The sequence below is a fragment of the Streptomyces sp. NPDC058284 genome (assembly GCF_042881135.1).
In the GTDB taxonomy this organism is placed as follows: domain Bacteria; phylum Actinomycetota; class Actinomycetes; order Streptomycetales; family Streptomycetaceae; genus Streptomyces.
On record NZ_JBHVYE010000030.1, the window covers coordinates 74430 to 94624 of the forward strand.

The following is a 20195-nucleotide window of genomic DNA, read 5'->3' on the forward strand; positions in this document are numbered from 1 at the left end:
AGCAGTGACGTGAGCAGTACTGTGACGCATCCCTTTCTGGACCTGGCGCCGCTGAGCGCCCAGCACTTCGCCGCCATCGAGGCACGGGTGGCGGAGCTGCTCAGCACCCGGCAGGACGTCGTGATCATGCAGGGCGAGGCCCTGCTGCCCCTGGAGGGATGCATCCGGGGCGCGGCGCGGCCGGGCACGACCGCGCTGAACGTGATCACCGGGCCGTACGGCCAGACCTTCGGGAACTGGCTGCGGGACTGCGGCGCGACCGTCATCGACCTCGCCGTGCCCTTCCACACGGCCGTCACCGCCGACCAGGTGCGCCAGGCCTTCGCCGAGCACCCGGAGATCGACTTCGTCTCGCTCGTGCACGCCGAGGCCGCGACGGGCAACACCAACCCCGTCGCGGAGATCGGCGAGGTCGTGCGCGCGCACGGGGCGCTGTTCATGCTGGACGCGGTCGCCTCGGTGGGCGCCGAACCGCTGCTGCCGGACGCGTGGGGCGTGGACCTGTGCGTGATCGGCGCGCAGAAGGCGATGGGCGGGCCCGCGGGTGTCTCCGCGGTGTCCGTGAGCGAGCGGGCCTGGCAGCGCATCGCCGCCAATCCGCAGGCGCCGCGCCGCTCCTACCTCTCCCTCCTGGACTGGAAGGAGCGCTGGATCGACGGCGGCCGCAAGGCCCTGCTGCACGCGCCCGCCCAGCTGGAGATGCTCGCGCTCGAAGCGTGCGTGGAACGTATCGAGACGGAGGGCCTCGACGCCCTGATGACGCGGCACGCCACCGCCGCGGCCGCCACCCGCGCGGGCGCGCTCGCGCTGGGCGGGGGTCTGGAGCCGTACGTGCACGACGCGGCGGACGCGGCTCCGGTCGCCACCACCCTGCGGGCGCCCTCGGGCGTGGACGCCTCGGCCCTGGTGGCCGCGGCGCTCGCCTCGGACCCGGCGCTTGCGCTGGTCGCCGGGGGCGGGGCCCTGGCCAAGGAGATGATCCGGGTCAACCACTACGGCCAGGACGCGACCCGTGGCGCGGTGCACGCCTGCCTGGCGGCGCTGGGCGCCGCGATGGGCGAGGCCGGTCTCGCGGTCGACCTGGAGGCGGCCCGGCGCGCGGTGAACGACGCCTGGCGCTGAGAGCCCGCCTTCGAACCCCCGCCGTCCGCGCGAAGCGCGGGCGCAGCGCGCGCGGGGCCTTCGGCGGCATCGGCCCCGACCTGTACGAAATCGCTGCGGCCGTCCACCGCCCCATGGCAACGTACCTGTCATGACCACACTTCCGGACGGCCGCCGCATCCCGCCCCTGACCGCAGACGAGCCGGCCCTGCTGGCGAGCTGGCTCGACATGCACCGCGCCACCCTGGCGCTGAAGTGCGCGGGGCTCGACGACGAGCAGACGCTGCGCACGGCCGTCGAGCCGTCCGCACTCTCGCTGTTCGGCCTGGTACAGCACCTCGCGGAGGTCGAACGCAACTGGATCCAGCGGATCTTCGCCCGGCGCGACGTGCCGCCGCTCTACGGGGAGGACCAGTCCTGCGCCTTCACCCCGGACCGGTCCAGGACGTTCGCCGAGGTGCTCGCGGTGTGGGAGCGCGAGGTGGAGGTGAACCGGGGGATCTGCGCGGGGCGTCCACTCGACGACACGGGGCGGCTCGGCGCCGAGGAGGCGGCGGTCGTGGGCGGCGAGGAGACGGTCAGCCTGCGCTGGATCCTGGTCCACCTCATCGAGGAGTACGCCCGGCACAACGGCCACGCGGATCTCCTGAGGGAACGCATCGACGGGGTCACCGGACCGTGAATCCACCCCTCCGCCTCTTTGCGTCACTGTGAATTCCCGCAACCAATCCCACGAATTGTTTATAAACTCGAGAAGCACAGCTTCCCGTATTCTTCTGCCCGCTTTCCCGGGTCCTAAACACTAAGATTTCGACAGCATCAAATACCGCAATCCGGACACCTTCCGCGCGATTGCGGATCTGTGACGTACTCCACATCGCGCCCGTTTTGTGCTATAAATCCCGGTCAAATCACCCCAAACCAGCGGGACCTCATGCGGGCGCGCACCTACGCGTGATAACACATGAACCGCTTTCATGTAACCCCTCCCCCCGATGCAATCCCAGGAATTGCTCGGTAAATTCAATCCGCATGACCGCTGCACAAGCCGATCTACCGACCGACCTGCAAGCGAAATTCCTGAAAATGCCAGAGGGGCTGCGACTCGACAGTCCCGTGGTCGCCGACGGCGCCGCCATCTGGCGGATCGCCCGCGACTCCAAAGTGCTCGACCTGAACTCGTCCTACAGCTATCTGCTGTGGTGCCGTGACTTCGCGGCCACGTCCGTCGTGGCGCGGGACGCCGCCGGGGAACCGGTCGGCTTCATCACCGGCTACATCAGGCCCGAGCGCCCGGACACCCTGCTCGTCTGGCAGGTGGCCGTCGACCACGGGCAGCGCGGCCGCGGACTCGCCGGCGCGCTGCTCGAAGGGCTGACCGCGAAGGTCGGCGCCGGGCGCGAGCTGAGCACAGTCGAGACGACCATCTCGCCGGGGAACACCGCTTCCGAGCGGCTGTTCCTCTCCTACGCACGGCGCCACGGCGCGTCGGTCGAGCGGAAGACCCTCTTCGACGCGGGGCTCTTCCCGGATGACGGGCACGAGCCCGAGGTGCTCTACCGCATCGGTCCGATCCACCCCTGAACTTCGCTCCCCCCGCACGCCCGAACCCCCCACTCCCACGCCTTTCCATCTCCCAGGAGATCTGCTGTGACCATCACCCAGCCCGACCTGAGCGTCTTCGAGACCCTGGAGTCGGAGGTGCGCAGCTACTGCCGCGGTTGGCCTACGGTCTTCGACCGCGCGCAGGGCAGCCGCATGTACGACGAGGACGGCCATGAGTACCTCGACTTCTTCGCCGGAGCCGGTTCACTCAACTACGGCCACAACAACCCGGTCCTGAAACGCGCCCTCATCGACTACCTGGAGCGCGACGGGGTCGTCCACGGCCTCGACATGTCGACCAGCGCCAAGCGCGCCTTCCTGGAGTCGTTCCAGAACATCATTCTGCGCCCGCGCGACCTGCCGTACAAGGTCATGTTCCCGGGCCCGACGGGCACCAACGCCGTCGAGTCGGCGCTGAAGCTGGCCCGCAAGGTCAAGGGCCGCGAGTCGATCGTGTCGTTCACGAACGCCTTCCACGGCATGTCGCTCGGCTCGCTCGCGGTGACCGGCAACGCCTTCAAGCGGGCGGGCGCCGGCATCCCGCTGGTGCACGGCACCCCGATGCCGTTCGACAACTACCTGGACGGCCGGACCCCCGACTTCATCTGGTTCGAGCGGCTCCTGGAGGACCAGGGGTCCGGCCTGAACCAGCCCGCCGCCGTGATCGTCGAGACGGTGCAGGGCGAGGGCGGCATCAACGTCGCCCGCACCGAGTGGCTGCGCAAGCTCGCCGACGTGTGCGAGCGCTGGGACATGCTCCTGATCGTCGACGACATCCAGATGGGCTGCGGCCGCACCGGTGCCTTCTTCTCCTTCGAGGAGGCGGGCATCACGCCGGACATCGTGACGGTGTCCAAGTCCATCAGCGGCTACGGCATGCCGATGTCGCTCTGCCTGTTCAAGCCGGAGCTCGACGTGTGGGAGCCGGGCGAGCACAACGGCACGTTCCGCGGCAACAACCCCGCGTTCGTGACGGCCGCCGCCGCCCTTGAGGCCTACTGGGCCGACGGTTCAGCGATGGAGAAGCAGACCCGCGCCCGCGGCGAGCAGGTCGAGCAGGTGCTCGCCGCGATCGTCGAGGAGAACCGCACGGAGATCAAGGAGTTCCGCGGCCGCGGTCTCGTCTGGGGCATCGAGTTCCTGGACAAGGACCGCGCGAGCGCCGTGGCGAAGCGGGCCTTCGAACTGGGCCTGCTCATCGAGACCTCCGGCCCCGAGGGTGAGGTCGTCAAGCTCCTTCCGGCGCTGACGATCACCCCCGACGAGCTGGACGAGGGGCTGCGCACGCTGGCCCGCGCGGTCCGCGAGACCGCCTGACCGAGCGACCCGGCCGGCCCCCGGCACCGTAAGAGAAAAGGAATCAACTCACCGTGATCGTCCGTTCGTTCAAGGACATTGAAGGCACCGACCGGCATGTGAAGGCCGCTTCGGGTACCTGGGAGAGCAAGCGCATCGTCCTCGCCAAGGAGCGCGTCGGCTTCTCGGTCCACGAGACCATCCTGTACGCGGGTACGGAGACGTCGATGTGGTACGCGAACCACATCGAGGCCGTCGTCTGCACCAAGGGTGAGGCGGAGCTGACCGACGACACGACCGGCGAGAAGTACACGATCACGCCGGGCACCATGTACCTGCTCGACGGGCACGAGAAGCACACGATGCGGATCAAGGAGGACTTCCACTGCATCTGTGTCTTCAACCCGCCCGTCACGGGTCGTGAGGACCACGACGAGAACGGCGTGTACCCGCTGCTCACGGAGCCGGACGCGGACTGATCGAGTCCTACATCCCGAACAGGGCCGTACGAGAGGAGAGGCAGGCAACACCATGACCACCGCACCCGAACGCACCAGTGACCTGTACCCGACGCGAGGCACCGAAGAGGTGCTCATCGAGCGCAAGGACCCCGTCGTGTGGTCCGAGCCGGGCGCTGAAGGGCCGATCTCGGCCGGGGATCTGGCCGGGTTCGAGCGGGACGGTTTCCTGGCGATCGACCAGTTGATCACCCCGGACGAAGTGAGCGTCTACCACGCCGAGCTGGAGCGGCTCATCAACGATCCGGCGATGCGCGCGAACGAGCGCTCCATCGTCGAGCCGCGCTCCCAGGAGATCCGGTCGATCTTCGAGGTGCACAAGATCAGCGAGCTCTTCGGCAGGCTCGCGGCGGACCCGCGCGTCGTCGGCAGGGCACGGCAGATCCTGGGCTCGGACGTCTACGTCCACCAGTCACGGATCAACGTGAAGCCGGGCTTCGGCGCCTCCGGGTTCTACTGGCACTCGGACTTCGAGACCTGGCACGCGGAGGACGGCCTGCCCAACATGCGGACCGTCTCGGTGTCCATCGCGCTGACGAAGAACTACGACACCAACGGCGGCCTCATGATCATGCCGGGGTCGCACAAGACGTTCCTCGGCTGCGCGGGCGCCACGCCGAAGGACAACTACAAGCGGTCGCTGCAGATGCAGGACGCGGGCATCCCGTCGGACGCGACGCTCACACACCTCGCCTCCGACTACGGCATCCGCCTGTTCACGGGCGAGGCGGGATCGGCGACGTGGTTCGACTGCAACGCCATGCACGGCTCGGGGGACAACATCACCCCGTACCCGCGCAGCAACGTCTTCATCGTGTTCAACAGCGTGGAGAACACGGCGGTGGAGCCGTTCGCGGCGCCGGTGCGCCGTCCCGAGTACATCGGGGCGCGGGACTTCACCCCGGTGAAGTGACCTGCCGGTGAAGTGACCTGTCAGGTGGGCGTGTTCGGCCCGGTTCCCTTTCCTGGGAGCCGGGCCGTTCGCCGTTCTACGGCTACTGCGCCAGGAAGGCGTAGTCCGTGTAGCCCTTCTCGGCGCCGCCGTAGTAGGTCGCGGGGTCCGGGGTGTTGTACGGGCCGCCCGCCTTCAGGCGGGCCGGCAGGTCGGGGTTGGCGAGGAACAGGGCGCCGAACGTGACGATGTCCGCGGTGCCGTCCTCGACCAGGGCGAGGGCGTCGGGGCCGGTGGGGCCTTCGCTGTGCGGATTCAGGACGAGCGTGCCGCCGAAGTCCTGCCGCAGCCGTACGGTGAGCTCGCGGACGCCGCCGATCTCCATGATGTGCAGGTACGCGATGTCGAGCGCGGCCAGCTCCTTGGCGAGCGCGGTGTACACGGGCTCGGGGTCGGGCTCGGAGATGCCGTTGGCGGGGTTGCCGGGCGAGATGCGCAGGGCGGTGCGGGAGGCGCCGATCTCCTCGGCGACGGCGGCGGCGACCTCGACGGCGAACCGGACGCGGTTCTCGGGCGAGCCGCCCCACGCGTCGGTGCGGCGGTTGGAGCCGGGGGCGAGGAACTGGTGGATCAGGTAGCCGTTGGCGCCGTGCAGTTCCACGCCGTCGAAGCCCGCGTCGATCGCGTTGCGCGCGGCGGTGGCGAAGTCGGCGATGGTGGCGCGGATCTCGGCGTCGGTCAGCTCGCGCGGGGTGACGAAGTCCTTGGGGCCCTCGGCGGTGTACACCTGTCCGTCGGCCGCGACCGGCGAGGGGGCGACGTTGATCAGTCCGTCGGGCAGGAGGACGGGGTGGCCGACGCGGCCCGCGTGCATGAGCTGGGCGAAGATCGTGCCTCCGGCGGCGTGCACGGCGTCGGTGACCTTGCGCCAGGCGGCGGTCTGCTCGGCGCTGTGCAGGCCCGGCGTGTCCGGGTATCCCTGGCCGACCACGGAAGGCTGGATGCCCTCGGTGACGATGAGTCCCGCGGAAGCGCGCTGCGCGTAGTACTCCGCGGTCAGATCGGTGGCGACACCGCCCTGACCAGCGCGGCTCCGGGTCATGGGGGCCATGGCGATGCGGTTGCGGAGCTGGGTTCCGGACAGGTCGATCGGGTCGAACGCGGTGGTCATCAGAACTCCCTGACTGAGATACGACGGAAATATGTGGTCGGCCAATCATTCGCGCTGAGAGCACTGTAACCCATTCCTTGGCCGACCAAGGTAATCTTTTGGCAGACGTCTCACGATCGACAAACAGGAGCACGTGATGAAGGCCGACACCGTCCAGGCACCTCCGGGCGACCCCGTCTGTACCCCCGGGGCCTCCGGTGTCGCCGACGCGGGACCTGTCAGTCTCGCCGTCAGCCGGGTCGCCCGGCTGCACCGCATCGCCGCGGGCAAGGTGCTGAAGGGTCTCGGTCTCTACCCCGGCCAGGAGTTCGTGATGATGCACCTGTGGGAGGCGGGCGCGGTCCGGCAGTCCGAGCTGATCAAGGCGGTCGACCTCGACCCCTCGACGGTCACGAAGATGCTGCAGCGCCTGGAGCAGGCCGGCCACGTACGCCGCCGCCCCGACCCGAGCGACCGCCGCGCGGTCCTGGTCGAGGCGAGCGCGGCGAGCTGCGGCCTGCTCACTCAGGTGGAACGCGCGTGGGGCGAGCTGGAGGGCCACACGCTGGCGGGCCTGGACGACACGGAACGCGCGGACCTGGCGCGGCTCCTCGCGAAGGTGGAGACGAACCTGTGCAAGGAGACGGAGGACTGCCCGGAGCGGAAGGGGCGCGCCTGAGGGCGCGATCTCGGTCTCTGCTCCGGCCTGATCCGATCAGATCGGATCAGATCAGAGCCAGGACAGCGACGCCGCCCGGGTCAGGACCCGCTGAGCCGCCGACTCGTCGCCCGATGTGCCGCGCGGCACCCGGTCCGGCGCGCGCCGGCCGCCCACCAGCAGGCAGAAGTCGACCGGGCCGAGGACGAGTTGCGCGCGTACCGGATCGTCCGCGCTGCCGAGGACCCACTCGGTCTCGCCGCCCTCCCCGGCGACGGTGAGCGCGACGGGCGGAGCCTTCGGGCCGAGGGCCGGGCCGAGCAGGCGGACGGCGAGGCGCACGAACCGCCACAGGTGCGGGGGCGGCGGCGGGGGCACGACGCGGTCGAGGGCGCATCCGATGGCGTCGGCGTGCACCCAGGTGTCGAAGGCGCGCGCCAGGAAGTGGTCGGTGACGGGCAGCAGGACGCCCGCCAGCTCCGTTGCGCGGGCGGCACGTTCGGCGTCGTGGGCGGCACGTGACGAGAGCAGTCCGGCGGCCTGGACGCGCCAGGCGGAGACGGTCTGCGCGGGGGTGCGGGCCCGCTCGCGGCGGATCACCTCGCGGGTACGCGCCTTCCTCGCCGTACGCCAGGACGCGCCGTCCGACGAGCCGGGGGCGGGCTGCTGCGCGCGGGGGCCGGGGCCGAGCCGCCGGGCGAGCGGCTCGTCGGCGGCGATCAGATGGGCGACGGTGTCGCGGACGTCCCGGTCGTGCGCGACCGGCGTGCTCCAGGGCCCGCGCTCGTCCAGTTCGCCGAGGAGTGCCTGGAGCGCGGCGACCGCGGCGGCGTAAGGAGCGGCGTGCGGGGCGGTGCGCAGGGCGGGGGCGCGGGTCCGCAGGGCCAGCGAGAGTCCGTGCGCCGTGGACGGCGCGTCCGGTGCCGGGTCCGGCACGGCGGGGCCGTCGAGGTACCGCACGGTGGCCCGCAGCCGCGCGGCATCGGCGGCGCAGGGCGCGCACTCCCCCAGGTGCCGGCCGACCTCGGCCTCCTCGCCCGCGAGGAGGGCGTCCACGGCCCGGGCGCCGAGCAGTTCGCGTACCGCCGCGTGGGGGTCCGTCACGGGCGCTCACCTCGCGGGGGCGGGTCCGCGAGGGTCTCGGTCAGTGTGCCAAGGGCCGCTCGCAGACCGCTCTTGACGGCGCCTTCGGGGATGCCGAGTTCGACGGCGGCCTGCCGGTAGGTGCGGCCCGCGAAGTGGGCCAGGTGCATCACCTGCTGCTGGGACGGCGGGAGCCGGGTGAGGGCGGAGTGCAGGAGCAGGGAGCGCTCCTGCTCGACGACCGCCCCGTCCGGCGAGCGCCCGTCCGGGGAGTGCCCCGGCGCCGGGACCGCTCGCGGGGCCGCCCCGTCGGCGGGCACGGCCTTGCGGTGCCGCTCCTCGCCGCGCACCCAGTCCACGGCGCGCCGGTGGGCGAGCATCGAGAGCCGGACGCGCAGGCCGCCGTGGCGGGCGTCGTACGCGTAGGGCCGGCTCCACAGATGGGCGAAGACTTCCTGCGCCACGTCCTCGGCGGCGGCGTGGTCGCGGGTGACGCGCGCCGCGACGCGGCGGACGAGCGGGCCGTACGCGGCGTAGGCCTCGGCGAGGGCCGCCTCCTCGCCGTGCACCAGGCGCCGGTGCAGGGCGGCGTCGGCGGCGGGCCCACCGGGGCGGGCCCGCGGCTCCGGCGTGCCCGGCTCCTCGGACGACGGCTTCACCGGCACCACCACCTCGCGCGGCCGTTTCGTCCTGTCAACCCTGGCGTTCCGCGGCCCGCCGCGCCAGGCCTCAGCAGGAGAGGACGTCGAGGAGGCGGTCCACATCCGCCTCGGTGTTGTACAGGTGGAACGTCGCCCGCAGGTGTCCCGCCCGTGCCGAGGTGAGGATGCCGGCCCGGGTCAGCTCGGCGGCGCGGTCTGCGAGGCCGGGCACCGAGACGATGGGGGCGCGGCCCGGCACGGGGACGTGGCCGAGCTCCGCGAGTCCGGCGCGGTAGCGGGCGGCGAGCGCCGTGTCGTGGGCGTGGATCGCGTCGATCCCCGTCTCCTCGACGAGGGTGAGGGCCGCCGCCGCGCCGTGGTAGGCGAGGAAGGCGGTGGGTTCGTCGAACCGGCGGGCGTCCGGGGCGAGTTCGGTGAGCGGGCCGTACGTGGAGTGCCAGGTGTCGGCCGCGGCGAGCCAGCCGCCGTGCAGCGGGACGAGGGAGTCCTGGACCTCCTCGCGCACGGTCAGGAAGGACACGCCGCGCGGGCACAGGAGCCATTTGAAGGCGCCGGTGAGGGTGTAGTCGTAAGCGTCGGCGTCCAGCGGCAGCCAGCCCACCGCCTGGGTCGCGTCGAGCAGGGTGCGCGCGCCGTGGGCGGCGGCCGCCGCGCGGACGGCGGGCAGGTCGGCGGTGCGGCCGTCGGCGGACTGGACGGCCGAGAAGGAGACGAGCGCCGTCGTGGGCGTGACGGCCTCGGCGAGCCCGTCCAGCGGCGCGTACCGCATCTTGAGGTCGCCGCGCAGCACGAAGGGGTTCACGATGGAGGCGAACTCGCCCTCGGGCACGAGGACTTCGGCGCCCGGGGGCAGGGAGGCGGCGATCAGCCCGGCGTGCACGGCGACGGACCCGCCGACCGCCACCCGGCCCTTGGCCACGCCGACGATCCGGGCGAACGCGGCCCGCGCCGCGTCCACCACCTCGAAGTCACCGGCGCCGCCCGGCCTCCCCGCACCATTCTCGACGGCGAGCGTCCGGATCGCGTCGATGGCGCGGCGCGGCAGAAGACCGCAGCTCGCGGTGTTCAGATACGTCGACGTGGGAGCGAATTCCGTACCGGTGTTGATCCCCATGGACTCCATGGGGATCAACCTATGCGGCGTGTCAGGCCTGCGGAACCGCGCATCCGTCGGGCCCGCACGCATCGCCGCCGTCGGCCGTCGCGAGGGTGGTGAGCGGCGCGCGCTCGCCCCACGCCTGCTCCAGGGCCTGCGAGAAGACCTCGGCGGGCTGGGCGCCGGAGATGCCGTACTTGCGGTCGAGGACGAAGAACGGCACGCCGTTCGCGCCCAGCTCGGCTGCCTCGCGCTCGTCGGCGCGGACGTCGTCTGCGTACCGCTCGGGGTCGGCGAGGACGGCCCGCACCTCGCCCTCGTCAAGGCCCGCCTCGACGGCGAGCTCCACGACGCGCGCGTCGTCCGCGAAGACGGACCGCTCCTCGGCGAAGTTCGCGCGGTAGAGCAGGCCGATCAGCTCGTCCTGCCTGCCCTGCTCCTTGGCGAAGTGCAGCAGGCGGTGCATGTCGAAGGTGTTGCCGTGGTCGCGGCCCTCCGTGCGGTAGTCGAGTCCTTCGGCCGCGGCGTTCTCCCCGAGCCGCCGCTCGCCCTCGCGGGCCTGCTCCTCGCTCATGCCGTACTTCTGCATGAGCATCGGCAGGACGAGCCCGGTGTCGCCCTTGGCGCGCCCCGGGTCCAGCTCGAAGGAGCGGTGCACGACCTCGACGCCGTCACGGTGCGGGAAGGCGGCGAGCGCCTTCTCGAAGCGGGCCTTGCCCACGTAGCACCAGGGGCAGGCGATGTCGCTCCAGATCTCGACGCGCATGTGTGTGGCTCTCTTCAGGTCGTACATCGGGTGGGCACGGAGGCAGCCTCCGCTCCCCGCGTCAACGTACGGGCAAAGCGTCGCATTCCCGGTACCGCTCCCGGGTCTACGAGCCGTCCCGCAGCCCCTTCGGCCAGTTCGGGCGGAACTCGATGTGGTCGTACGTCACCACGCAGCCCTCGCCGACGGGCGACTGCGCCATGAAGCCGACGAGCGCGGCGCCCGCCGACTCCTCGTCGCCGAGGGAGAAGATCCGCACGAAGGTCCACCGCTCGCCGTCCGTCGACGCGTGGAAGGCGAACGCCGAGCCCGTACGGCTGATCCGCAGCCAGGCGCTGGTGCCGTCCACCACGAACGCGTTGGCGTCGTCGGAGTGGCCGCGGGTGACGACCGTGCAGATCGTCGGCTCGTCCGGGGAGCGCTCCAGGCAGAGCTTGGCCCACTCGCGCTCGCCCACGTGCAGGTACAGCACGCCCGCGTCGAAGGCGGCGGCGAAGCCGACCGTGACGCGGGCGATCAGCTGGAAGTCGCCCTCCGGGGCACCGAGCAGGCGCGGCGCGTCGGAGGCGGGCTCCAGCGCCTCGCCCGTCGGCGCGACGAAGCGGTCCTGGCGGGCGCCCGCCCAGCCGGTGAGCACGCCGTCCTCGTGGGACCAGTGGCCCTCGGGGCCGTAGGTGCGCAGCGGGAAGGGCAGTTCGGGGATCGTGACGTCCATGGCCTCAGTGTTGCAGGCGGCCGTCGTAGCGCCGCGGCAGTCCCAGCGGGTTGTCGTCGCGCAGCTCCGGCGGCAGCAGCGCCTCCGGCGTGTTCTGGTACGCGACCGGCCGCAGCCAGCGCTCGACGGCCGTGCCGCCCACGGACGTCGAGGTCGACGTGGTCGCGGGGTAGGGGCCGCCGTGGTGCTGGGCGGGGGCGACGGCGACGCCCGTGGGCCAGCCGTCGACGAGGACGCGCCCGGCGAGCGGGGTGAGCTCGGCGAGCAGTTCGGCGCCCCGGCCGCTCTCCCCCGCGGCCTCGTCCGAGGACAGCTGCACGGTGGCGGTGAGGTTGCCCGGCAGGCGGGAGAGGACGGCGGTGATCTCCGCGGCGTCGGCGTACCGCGCGACGACGGTCACCGGGCCGAAGCACTCCTCCAGGAGCAGGTCGTGCGCGCCTTCGGCGGCGAGGCGCGCGGCGGGGACGGTGAGGAAGCCCGCGCTGACGGTGTGCTCGCCGCCCGCGCCGGGTGTCACCGGGGCGTGGACGTCCGGGAGTTCGGCGCGCTCGCGCACCCCGGCGACGAAGTTGTCCCGCATGCGGTGATCGAGGAGCACGCCGGACCCGGTGTTGCTGACCGCGTCGGTCAGGGACTTCACGAGCCGGTCGCCGCCCGCGCCCTCGGGGGCCAGGACCAGGCCGGGCTTGACGCAGAACTGGCCGACGCCGAGCGTCATCGACCCGGCGAGGCCGGTGCCGATCTCCTCACCGCGCTCGGCGGCCGCGGCCTCGGTGACGACGACGGGGTTGAGGGAGCCGAGCTCGCCGTGGAAGGGGATCGGCACGGGCCGGGCGGCGGCCGCGTCGAAGAGGGCGCGCCCGCCCCGGATGGAGCCGGTGAATCCCGCGCCCGCGACGAGGGGGTGCTTGACGAGTTCGACGCCCGCCTCGAAGCCGTGCACGAGGCCGAGGACGCCTTCGGGGATGTCGTGCCGGGCGGCGGCCCTGCGCAGCACGGAGGCGACGAGCTCGGAGGTGCCGGGGTGGTCGGGGTGGGCCTTGACGACGACGGGGCAGCCCGCGGCGAGCGCGCTGGCGGTGTCGCCGCCGGGCACCGAGAAGGCGAAGGGGAAGTTGGAGGCGGAGTAGACCGCGACGACACCGAGCGGGATCTTGTAACGGCGCAGGTCCGGGACGGGCGGGGTCGCCGTGGCGTCGGGGTGGTCGATGACGACGCCGAGGAAGGCGCCCTCGTCGACGATGCCGGCGAAGGCGCGCAACTGGTAGCAGGTGCGGGCGAGTTCACCGGCGAGCCGGACGGGCCCGAGCGCGGTCTCGGCGTCCGCGGCCTCCACGAGGTGGCCCTTCGCCTCTTCGAGGAGGTCCGCCGCCGTGCGCAGGAAGGCGGCGCGGACCGTGCGGTCGGCCAGGGCGGGCGCGGCGTCCCTGGCCGCGCGGACCGCCAGGTCGACCTCCTCGGCTGTGGCTTCCACCGCGACCTGCTCGCGCTGCTTCCCGGTTCGGGGGTCGACACTCCAGACTGGTGCTGCTGCCACCGCGGATTCCCTTTCCAGAGGTACTGCCAGGGTCTTGTGAGGGGTCTTGCCGGAGGGGCGCCACTCACCAGGGCTGTTCGATATGCTGAACGCCGTCCCCATCGGTGAATGGTCGGGGACTCGGAGACTATTTCTCGGCGTTCGAAGGGGTCAAGGGCGATGTCGGCTGGCGAGACCGGAGGCGGTGCGCAGGTCAAGTCCGCGGTGCGGACGGTGGAATTGCTCGAGTACTTCGCGGGCCGTCCGGGAATGCACTCCCTGGCCGCGGTCCAGGAGGCCGTCGGGTACCCCAAGTCGAGCCTCTACATGCTGCTGCGCACGCTGGTCGAGCTCGGCTGGGTCGAGACGGACGCGACCGGCACGCGGTACGGCATCGGCGTACGCGCCCTGCTCGTCGGCACCTCGTACATCGACGGCGACGAGGTCGTGGCCGCCGCCCGGCCGACCCTGGACCGGCTCTCCGACGACACCACGGAGACCATCCACCTCGCCCGCCTCGACGGCACGAACGTCGTCTACCTCGCCACCCGCCAGTCCCAGCACTACCTGCGGCCCTTCACCCGGGTCGGCCGCCGCCTGCCCGCGCACTCCACGTCGCTCGGCAAGGCGCTGCTCGCCACCCACACCGACGAGCAGGTCCGCAAGATGCTCCCGGAGACGCTCCCCGCGCTCACCGAGCACACCATCACCGACCGCGAGCAGCTCATCGAGGAGCTGCGCGCGGTGCGCGAGCAGGGCTTCGCGGTGGACCGCGAGGAGAACACGCTCGGGCTGCGCTGCTTCGGCGTCGCCATCCCCTACCGCACCCCCGCGCGCGACGCCATCAGCTGCTCGGTGCCGGTCGCGCGGCTCACGCCCGCGCACGAACAGATGGTGAAGGACGCCCTGTTCGACGCACGCGACCGGCTGACACTGGCAACTCGTAGGCTCTGAGCCATGGATGTCAGCCTGCGCCCGGTCCACGACAGTGATCTGCCCGTCTTCTTCCGGCAGATGAACGACCCCGAGTCCTGCCACATGGCCGCCTTCACCCCCGAGGACCCGGCCGACCGGGACAGGTTCGACGCGCACTGGGCCACGATGCGGGCCTCCGCCGAGGTCGACGTCCGCACGGTCCTCGTGGACGGGGACGTGGTGGGCAGCGCCGGGGTGTACGGGACGCCCGGCGAGCGGGAGGTCACGTACTGGATCGATCGCGCGTACTGGGGGCGGGGCCTGGCCACCGCCGCCCTGTGCGCGCTGCTCGCCCAGTTCCTCGAGCGGCCGCTGTACGCCCGCGCGGCGGCGGACAACGCGGGCTCGCTGCGGGTCCTTGAGAAGTGCGGGTTCCGGGTGTCCGCGCGGGAGCGGGGGTACGCGGCGGCGCGGCAGGCGGAGATCGACGAGGTGGTTCTCGTCCTGCGCGGTGGCTGAGCCCTCCCCCGCGCGGCGGAGGCGGATCAGCACGGCGCGGGAGGCGCCGCGCCCGCGCCGCGGGGAACGTCGGGGCATGACGAAGATCCTGTACCTGCCCCCGACCCGCTCACGACGTCCGGGGGACACCGCCCACCGGCCCACCGGCTCCCCGCGTCCGGCCCGCACGGAGCGGGCGGGGTCGGCGGCGTGAAGGCCCTGGCCACGGCCCTGTTCGGGCGCCGGGTGCGCCGCCGGTGGGTCCATCTCATCCTCGGCGGCGCCCTCGCCATGCCGTACGTCTTCGTCGGCTCCGTCGTCGTCGGGCCGCTCTTCGGCGACAGCGGCCTCTTCGGCTCGTTCGGCGCCCAGCTCACGTCGTTCGCGGTCGGGCTGCCGCTCGCCGCGGTCACCGCGCTCTTCCCGCTCACCCGGCCGATGTCGGTGGCCGCCGTACGGGCGCTGTGCGCGGTGCCGGACGAGTCGCTCGCCGACGGGCCCGCGCGGTCCCGGGCGGCGCGCGGGCGCACCGCCGCGTGGTTCACCCTGCACCTCGGGCTCGGCGGCGTCATCAGCGGCATGTCGCTCGCGCTGCCGCCCTTCGCGGGCGTCCTCATCGCGCTGCCGTTCTTCGCCCTGCTCGGGGGCGGTCTCATCGGGCTGCCCGCGGTCTTCGGCGAGGGCTGGCTGCTGGCACTCTCGCCGGTCATCGGCGTCGCCTCGCTCGCGGCGCTCGCGGCGTGCGCCGCCGCGGCCGGGGGGCTGCTCGCGCGCTGGGCGCCCGGCCTCCTCGGGCCGACGCCCGCCGACCGGCTCGCGGCAGCCGAGCGGCGCGCCGCCGAGCTCGCGGTGCGCAACCGCATCGCCCGCGAGCTGCACGACTCGGTCGGGCACGCCCTGAGCGCCGTCACGCTCCAGGCGAGCGCGGCCCGCCGGGTCCTCGACCACGACGTGGAGTTCGTACGCGAGGCGCTGGCCGCCATCGAGGACACCGCGCGCCGCACGGTCGGCGAACTCGACGCCGTGCTCGGCGTGCTGCGCGAGGCCGACGGAGCCCGTCCGACGGCGCCGGCGCCCACGCTCGCCGCCGACCTGGACGGCCTGCTGCGGCGCACCGTCGCGGGCGGCCTCCGGGTGGCCGCCACCGTCGACGTGGAGCCCTCCGCCGTGCCCCCGCTGGTCTCCCGCGAGGCCTACCGCATCGTGCAGGAGGCCCTGAGCAACGCGCTGCGGCACGGCGGCGATGACACCGCCGTCACCCTGCGCATCGCCGTGGAAGGACCCGACCTGACCGTCACCGCCGAGAACCCGCTGCCGCCCCGCTCCACCGGCTCCCGGCCCGGCGGCGGCCACGGCCTGCGCGGCATCGCCGACCGGGCCAGGCTGCTCGGCGGCACATCCGACGCGGGCCCCGTGCGCGGGACGACGTGGCGACTGGACGTACGACTTCCGCTGAAGGGACAGCCATGACGGCGAACAGCAACATCAGGGTCGTCCTCGCGGACGACGAACGCATGGTGCGCACCGCCCTGCGCGCGATCCTCTCCGCCGAGCCGGGCATCGAGGTGGCGGGCGAGGCGGCGACGGGGGCCGAGGCCGTCTCCGTCGTACGGGAGCTGCGGCCCGACGTGGTCCTGATGGACGTCCGGATGCCGGAGACCGACGGCATCCGCGCCACCGAGCAGATCCTGCGGACGATGTCCTGCCCGCCGCGCGTCGTCGTGGTGACGACCTTCGAGAACGACGCGTACGTGTACGAGGCGCTGCGCGCGGGAGCCGCGGGGTTCCTGCTCAAGCGGGCGGACGCCGACGAGCTCGTCCAGGCGGTCCGGCTCGTCGCGCGCAGCGACTCCCTCCTCTTCCCCGCGGCCGTCCGCGCCCTGGCCGCCGAGTACGGCCGCGCCGAGGCCGCCCCGCCCGCCTGGGTGGCGCGGCTCACCGGCCGGGAGAGCGAGGTGCTGCGGCTGATGGCGAAGGGGCTGACGAACGCGGAGATCGCCGGACGGATGGGGGTCGGCCCGGCGACGGTGAAGACGCACGTGGCGTCCGTCCTCGCCAAGACGGGCGCGCGGGACCGCACCCAGGCGGTGATCGCGGCGTACGAGGCCGGTTTCATGCGGACCGGCTGAGCGCGGGGCCGGCTGAGGACTCCCTGCTGTCTGAGGACTCGCTGCTGTCTGAGGACTCTCTGAGAAAACGGACAGAAGCGCATCAGAAGGGAACGAACCCCTCGCCGCCGTTCGTCCTTCCACGGGATGAACAAGACGATCAGGCAAGCCTCGGTCTTCGCACTGCTGCTCGTGCTCGCCCTGCTGGTGCGGGCGACATGGGTGCAGTTCCACGACTCGAAGGCGCTCGCGGACGACAAGCACAACCGGCGCAACGCGATGGAGCAGTACGCGAACCCGCTGGGCGACATCATCGTGGGCGGTGAGGCCATCACCGGCTCCGAGCGGACGAAAGGCGGAGACCTCGCGTACAAGCGCACCTACAAGGACGGCGACCTCTACGCACCCGTGACGGGCTACAGCTCCCAGGTCTACGGCGCCACCCAGCTCGAAGGCATCTACAAGGACCTGCTCGACGGCACCGACACCCGGCTGAAGACCCCGCTCGACACGCTCACCGGCAAGCGCGCCGCTCCCGGTGACGTCGTGACGACGATCGATCCCGCGGTGCAGAAGGCCGGGTACAAGGCGCTGGGCGACATCAAGGGCGCCGCGGTCGCCGTCGACCCGGAGACCGGCAAGATCCTCGGCATGGTCTCGACACCGTCGTACGACCCGTCGAGGATCAGCGGCTCCACGGACTCCGAGGCGTGGCGGGAGCTGACCACCGACAAGGAGAAGCCGATGGTCAACCGCGCGCTGCGGCAGCCGCTGCCGCCCGGCTCGACCTTCAAGCTGGTCGTCGCGGCGGCGGCCCTGGAGGACGGCCTCTACGGCTCGGTGGACACGAGGACGAGCAGCCCGAACCCGTACACGCTGCCGGGTACCCGGACGGTCCTGGAGAACGAGAACCGGTCGGCGCCCTGCGAGAACGCCGACATCCGCACGGCGCTGCAGTACTCCTGCAACAACGTCTTCGCGAAGATGGCCGTCGACCTGGGCCAGGACAAGGTCAAGGAGATGGCGGAGAAGCTGGGCTTCAACGCCGACAGGCTGGACGTCCCGGTGCGCGCGGGCAAGAGCGTCTACCCGTCGGGCATGGACAAGGCGCAGACGGCGCTCAGCGGCATCGGCCAGTTCGACGTGACGGCGACGCCGCTGCAGATGTCGATGGTGTCGGCGGCCATCGCCAACGGCGGCGAGCTCGTCAAGCCGCACATGGTCTCGCAGATCAGCGACTCCGGCGGCGACGTCCTGGAGAGGTACGACGACGGGGAGTCCCAGCGCGTGATGGACGAGTCCACCGCGAAGGGCCTGCAGTCCGCGATGCGGACGGTCGTCGAGAAGGGCACCGGTTCGAACGCGCAGATCGCCGGCGCGACGGTCGGCGGCAAGACGGGCACGGCCCAGCACGGCGAGAACAACAGCCAGACGCCGTACGCCTGGTTCACGTCGTACGCCAAGGGCGCCGACGGCAAGCAGGTGGCGGTCGCGGTGATGATCGAGTCGTCGAGCGCGGCCCGCGACGAGGTCAGCGGCAACGGCCTCGCGGCGCCCATCGCCAAGGCGATGATGCAGGCGGCGCTGAAGCGCTGAGCCGAATCGGCGAGGGGGCGGGGTGGTGGGCGCCGGATGACCGGCGTCCACCACCCCGCCCCCTGACAGGTCTCAGGAGCGGTGGCGTTCCTGCCACGTCCGCAGGGCCCAGACCACCGCCGCGACCGCCCCGGCGCCGGCGAGCAGTCCTCCCACGAAGCCGATCCCCGAGCCGACGTCGCCGTCGCGGGTGGTCATCGAGATTCCGCCGGCCAGCACCGCGACGGCGAGCACGGTCAGCAGCGCGTAGAACTGTCCGCTGAAGAAGCTGGACCGCTCCGGCACCGGCGGCGGGGACTCCACCCGGGCCGCGGGCCCGAGGCTCGCCGCCCTCGGCCGCTTGAACCAGGCGTAGATCAGCCAGGTCCCGCACGCCTCCCAGCCGTCCGGGGCGAGCCGCTCGTCCAGGCCCTCGCGACCGCGGGTGATCAGTTCGCGCCGGTACTCCCAGCGCTGCGGCTGCGCCATGTCGCGGCGGCTGACGAAGCGGCCGACGGCGTCGACCCGCTCGACCTCCCAGCCCTCGTCGCCGAAGCGGTTCAGGAGCTCCTCGTCGACGTAGGTGTCGGCGGTCCAGCGCCAGGTCTCCACCCGCTCCTCCGGCGCCTGCGGTGCCCGCTCCCCCGTGGCGGGCACCAGCTGTGCGGCGAACTCCTCGGCGGGCCCGAACTCGGCCTCTGCGTCCTTCGCGCCGGACTCCTCCAGGTGCGCGGCCAGGTCCGCGACGGTCGCCTCGACGCGGTCGGCGGGCAGGCCGTGCGCCCGCAGCCGCTCGGCGAGGCCGATGAGGTAACCGTCCTGCCGGTGGCGCGTGTTCATGTCTTCCGTGGTGTTCATCGAGGGGTCACTCCTGCCTTCGCGAGGACTTCGCGTACGGATCCGTCGAAGGCGAGCCAGAGGCCGCCCTGTTCGCCGAGGGTGTCGCGGCCGGCGTCGGTGAGCCGGTAGTAGCGGCGGCCGGGCCCCTTCTCGGTCGCGCGGAACTCCGCGGAGACCAGGCCCGCCTCCTCAAGGCGGTTCAGCACCGGGTAGAGGGTGCCGCCCTTGATCTGCCCGAAGCCCGCGGCACCGAGCAGTTTGGCGATCTCGTAGCCGTAGCTCTCACCGTCGGTGAGGGCGGCGAGCACGAGGAGGTCGAGTACGCCCTTGAACCAGCTGGCGCGGCGGTCGGTCACTTCACTCTGCCTTTCGGGCGGTGGGCCGGGCGGTGTGGGCGGCGCGCGGCTTGTCCGGCGCCGGGAGCGTCAGGTCGCGTACCGAGAGGACGATGTGCACGGCGACGGGGAGCAGCAGGCTGCCCGTGGCCAGGTAGAGGCCGGTGAACACGGCGCCGAAGAGGGCGAAGACGAGGATCCCCTGGCGGCCCTGGTAGAGGCCGGCGACCGCGTAGACGAGGACCGAGAGGGCCGCCGCCGCATAGAGGTTGAGGCCGAGCGCGCCGACGCCGAAGGCGATGAGGAGGCCGCGGTAGACCAGTTCGGCGCAGAGGCCGTCGCTCACGGCGACGGCGACGGCGAGCCTGCGCTCCTCGGTGGTGCGCGGGAGCATCGCCTCGATGGCGGTGAGTCCCGGCACGTTCCTGCCGCGCTCGGCGAGGTCGTGGAAGTTCCGTCCGGAGGTCACGGCGATCGCCGTGCAGAGGAGGATCCCGGCGACGGCGTAGATGGGCCGCTCCGGGAGGGCCAGGCCGAGGTCGGCGGCTTCCATGCCGGGCGAGAGCAGCAGCGCCGCCACGGCGAGGGCGGCGAGGGCCCACGAGAGGGCGAGCAGCAGGCCGAAGTAGCGGACGAGGGCGCCGGGTTCGGTGTCCCTGCGGCGGGCCAGCGAGCGGTACATCCGGCGGCCGGTGAAGGGTTCGGCGAACAGCAGGTAGACGGCGAGCGTGGCGGTGACGGCCGTCGATGCGACGGAGAAGTCGGGCGAGATGGTCATGGAGCCCTCCTTGTGCGTTTGAGCTATCTAGACCGTATAGCGACCTAGTCAGGAATACAACCTATAGACGCCGGGCCCCGGGGACGCG

At 72.3% G+C, this 20195-nt stretch carries 22 protein-coding genes; 12 read left to right on the top strand and 10 right to left on the bottom strand.

The annotated features are described in order from the left end of the window. Positions 1-21 precede the first annotated feature (21 nt). The 6 genes from ACFVYR_RS31625 to thpD all read left to right on the top strand — a co-directional run bounded on the left by ACFVYR_RS31625 (position 22) and on the right by thpD (position 5433). Entirely contained in the window at positions 22-1122 is a 1101-nt protein-coding gene (locus ACFVYR_RS31625; protein ID WP_384257773.1) for a pyridoxal-phosphate-dependent aminotransferase family protein, read from the top strand. Positions 1123-1252: 130 nt separating this feature from the next. Continuing rightward, positions 1253-1783 (top strand): DinB family protein, encoded by a 531-nt coding sequence (locus ACFVYR_RS31630; RefSeq protein WP_384257601.1) that lies wholly within the window; start codon positions 1253-1255, stop codon positions 1781-1783. 350 nt (positions 1784-2133) lie between these two features. Continuing rightward, the gene (gene ectA / locus ACFVYR_RS31635) at positions 2134-2685 is read left to right on the top strand and encodes a diaminobutyrate acetyltransferase (RefSeq protein ID WP_384257599.1); all 552 of its coding nucleotides are present in this window, start codon (positions 2134-2136) and stop codon (positions 2683-2685) included. Between the two features lie 66 nt (positions 2686-2751). Further along, positions 2752-4023, top strand: a complete 1272-nt coding sequence (ectB, locus tag ACFVYR_RS31640) for a diaminobutyrate--2-oxoglutarate transaminase (RefSeq protein ID WP_384257596.1) — start codon at positions 2752-2754, stop codon at positions 4021-4023. A gap of 53 nt (positions 4024-4076) precedes the next feature. After that, the gene (locus tag ACFVYR_RS31645) at positions 4077-4481 is read left to right on the top strand and encodes an ectoine synthase (RefSeq protein WP_361727199.1); all 405 of its coding nucleotides are present in this window, start codon (positions 4077-4079) and stop codon (positions 4479-4481) included. Positions 4482-4533: 52 nt separating this feature from the next. Further along, positions 4534-5433: an ectoine hydroxylase gene (gene thpD / locus ACFVYR_RS31650; RefSeq protein ID WP_384257595.1), complete on the top strand. Its 900-nt coding sequence runs from the start codon at positions 4534-4536 to the stop codon at positions 5431-5433. 82 nt (positions 5434-5515) lie between these two features. On the opposite strand, the gene ACFVYR_RS31655 is transcribed toward thpD, so the two are convergent. Next, a complete protein-coding gene (locus ACFVYR_RS31655) occupies positions 5516-6583 on the bottom strand; it encodes an alkene reductase (protein WP_384257592.1) in 1068 nt (355 codons plus the stop codon). Positions 6584-6719: 136 nt separating this feature from the next. On the opposite strand from ACFVYR_RS31655, the gene ACFVYR_RS31660 reads away from it, so the two are divergent. Further along, a complete protein-coding gene (locus ACFVYR_RS31660; RefSeq protein ID WP_384257590.1) occupies positions 6720-7241 on the top strand; it encodes a MarR family winged helix-turn-helix transcriptional regulator in 522 nt (173 codons plus the stop codon). Positions 7242-7292: 51 nt separating this feature from the next. On the opposite strand, the gene ACFVYR_RS31665 is transcribed toward ACFVYR_RS31660, so the two are convergent. From ACFVYR_RS31665 to ACFVYR_RS31690, 6 genes are all read right to left on the bottom strand, one after another. Continuing rightward, the gene (locus ACFVYR_RS31665; RefSeq protein ID WP_384257588.1) at positions 7293-8324 is read right to left on the bottom strand and encodes a maleylpyruvate isomerase N-terminal domain-containing protein; all 1032 of its coding nucleotides are present in this window, start codon (positions 8322-8324) and stop codon (positions 7293-7295) included. After that, entirely contained in the window at positions 8321-8974 is a 654-nt protein-coding gene (locus tag ACFVYR_RS31670; RefSeq protein ID WP_384257585.1) for an RNA polymerase sigma factor, read from the bottom strand. Before ACFVYR_RS31670 ends, ACFVYR_RS31665 begins: the two co-directional genes overlap by 4 nt. A gap of 58 nt (positions 8975-9032) precedes the next feature. Further along, complete coding sequence (locus ACFVYR_RS31675; RefSeq protein ID WP_384257583.1) at positions 9033-10088, bottom strand: aminotransferase class V-fold PLP-dependent enzyme; 1056 nt, start codon at positions 10086-10088, stop codon at positions 9033-9035. Between the two features lie 22 nt (positions 10089-10110). Beyond that, the gene (locus ACFVYR_RS31680; protein ID WP_384257581.1) at positions 10111-10827 is read right to left on the bottom strand and encodes a DsbA family oxidoreductase; all 717 of its coding nucleotides are present in this window, start codon (positions 10825-10827) and stop codon (positions 10111-10113) included. Between the two features lie 106 nt (positions 10828-10933). Further along, positions 10934-11542, bottom strand: a complete 609-nt coding sequence (locus ACFVYR_RS31685; protein WP_384257578.1) for a DUF1349 domain-containing protein — start codon at positions 11540-11542, stop codon at positions 10934-10936. Positions 11543-11546: 4 nt separating this feature from the next. Then, entirely contained in the window at positions 11547-13079 is a 1533-nt protein-coding gene (locus ACFVYR_RS31690) for an aldehyde dehydrogenase (NADP(+)) (protein WP_384257576.1), read from the bottom strand. Between the two features lie 159 nt (positions 13080-13238). Here ACFVYR_RS31690 and ACFVYR_RS31695 point away from each other — a divergent pair, with 159 nt between their 5' ends. The 5 genes from ACFVYR_RS31695 (at position 13239) to ACFVYR_RS31715 (ending at position 18175) form a co-directional block, all read left to right on the top strand. Then, entirely contained in the window at positions 13239-14012 is a 774-nt protein-coding gene (locus tag ACFVYR_RS31695; RefSeq protein WP_384257574.1) for an IclR family transcriptional regulator, read from the top strand. A 3-nt stretch (positions 14013-14015) separates the two neighbouring features. Further along, positions 14016-14492, top strand: coding sequence for a GNAT family N-acetyltransferase (locus ACFVYR_RS31700; protein ID WP_384257571.1), 477 nt, complete (start codon positions 14016-14018; stop codon positions 14490-14492). 189 nt (positions 14493-14681) lie between these two features. Beyond that, positions 14682-15941: a sensor histidine kinase gene (locus tag ACFVYR_RS31705; RefSeq protein WP_384257569.1), complete on the top strand. Its 1260-nt coding sequence runs from the start codon at positions 14682-14684 to the stop codon at positions 15939-15941. Continuing rightward, positions 15938-16600, top strand: a complete 663-nt coding sequence (locus tag ACFVYR_RS31710; RefSeq protein WP_384257567.1) for a response regulator — start codon at positions 15938-15940, stop codon at positions 16598-16600. The genes ACFVYR_RS31705 and ACFVYR_RS31710 overlap by 4 nt, the downstream gene beginning before the upstream one ends. A gap of 126 nt (positions 16601-16726) precedes the next feature. Next, positions 16727-18175: a peptidoglycan D,D-transpeptidase FtsI family protein gene (locus ACFVYR_RS31715; protein WP_384257564.1), complete on the top strand. Its 1449-nt coding sequence runs from the start codon at positions 16727-16729 to the stop codon at positions 18173-18175. A 72-nt stretch (positions 18176-18247) separates the two neighbouring features. Here ACFVYR_RS31715 and ACFVYR_RS31720 read toward each other — a convergent pair whose 3' ends face one another. From ACFVYR_RS31720 to ACFVYR_RS31730, 3 genes are read right to left on the bottom strand one after another with little or no spacing between them, the layout of a single operon-like run. Beyond that, positions 18248-19012 (bottom strand): hypothetical protein, encoded by a 765-nt coding sequence (locus tag ACFVYR_RS31720; protein ID WP_384263946.1) that lies wholly within the window; start codon positions 19010-19012, stop codon positions 18248-18250. Then, positions 19009-19350 carry a PadR family transcriptional regulator gene (locus ACFVYR_RS31725; protein WP_384263944.1) on the bottom strand — a complete coding sequence of 114 codons (342 nt, stop codon included), beginning with the start codon at positions 19348-19350 and terminating at the stop codon, positions 19009-19011. The genes ACFVYR_RS31720 and ACFVYR_RS31725 overlap by 4 nt, the downstream gene beginning before the upstream one ends. Position 19351: 1 nt before the next feature. Beyond that, positions 19352-20107, bottom strand: a complete 756-nt coding sequence (locus ACFVYR_RS31730) for a CPBP family intramembrane glutamic endopeptidase (RefSeq protein ID WP_384263941.1) — start codon at positions 20105-20107, stop codon at positions 19352-19354. Between the last annotated feature and the right edge of the window lie 88 nt (positions 20108-20195).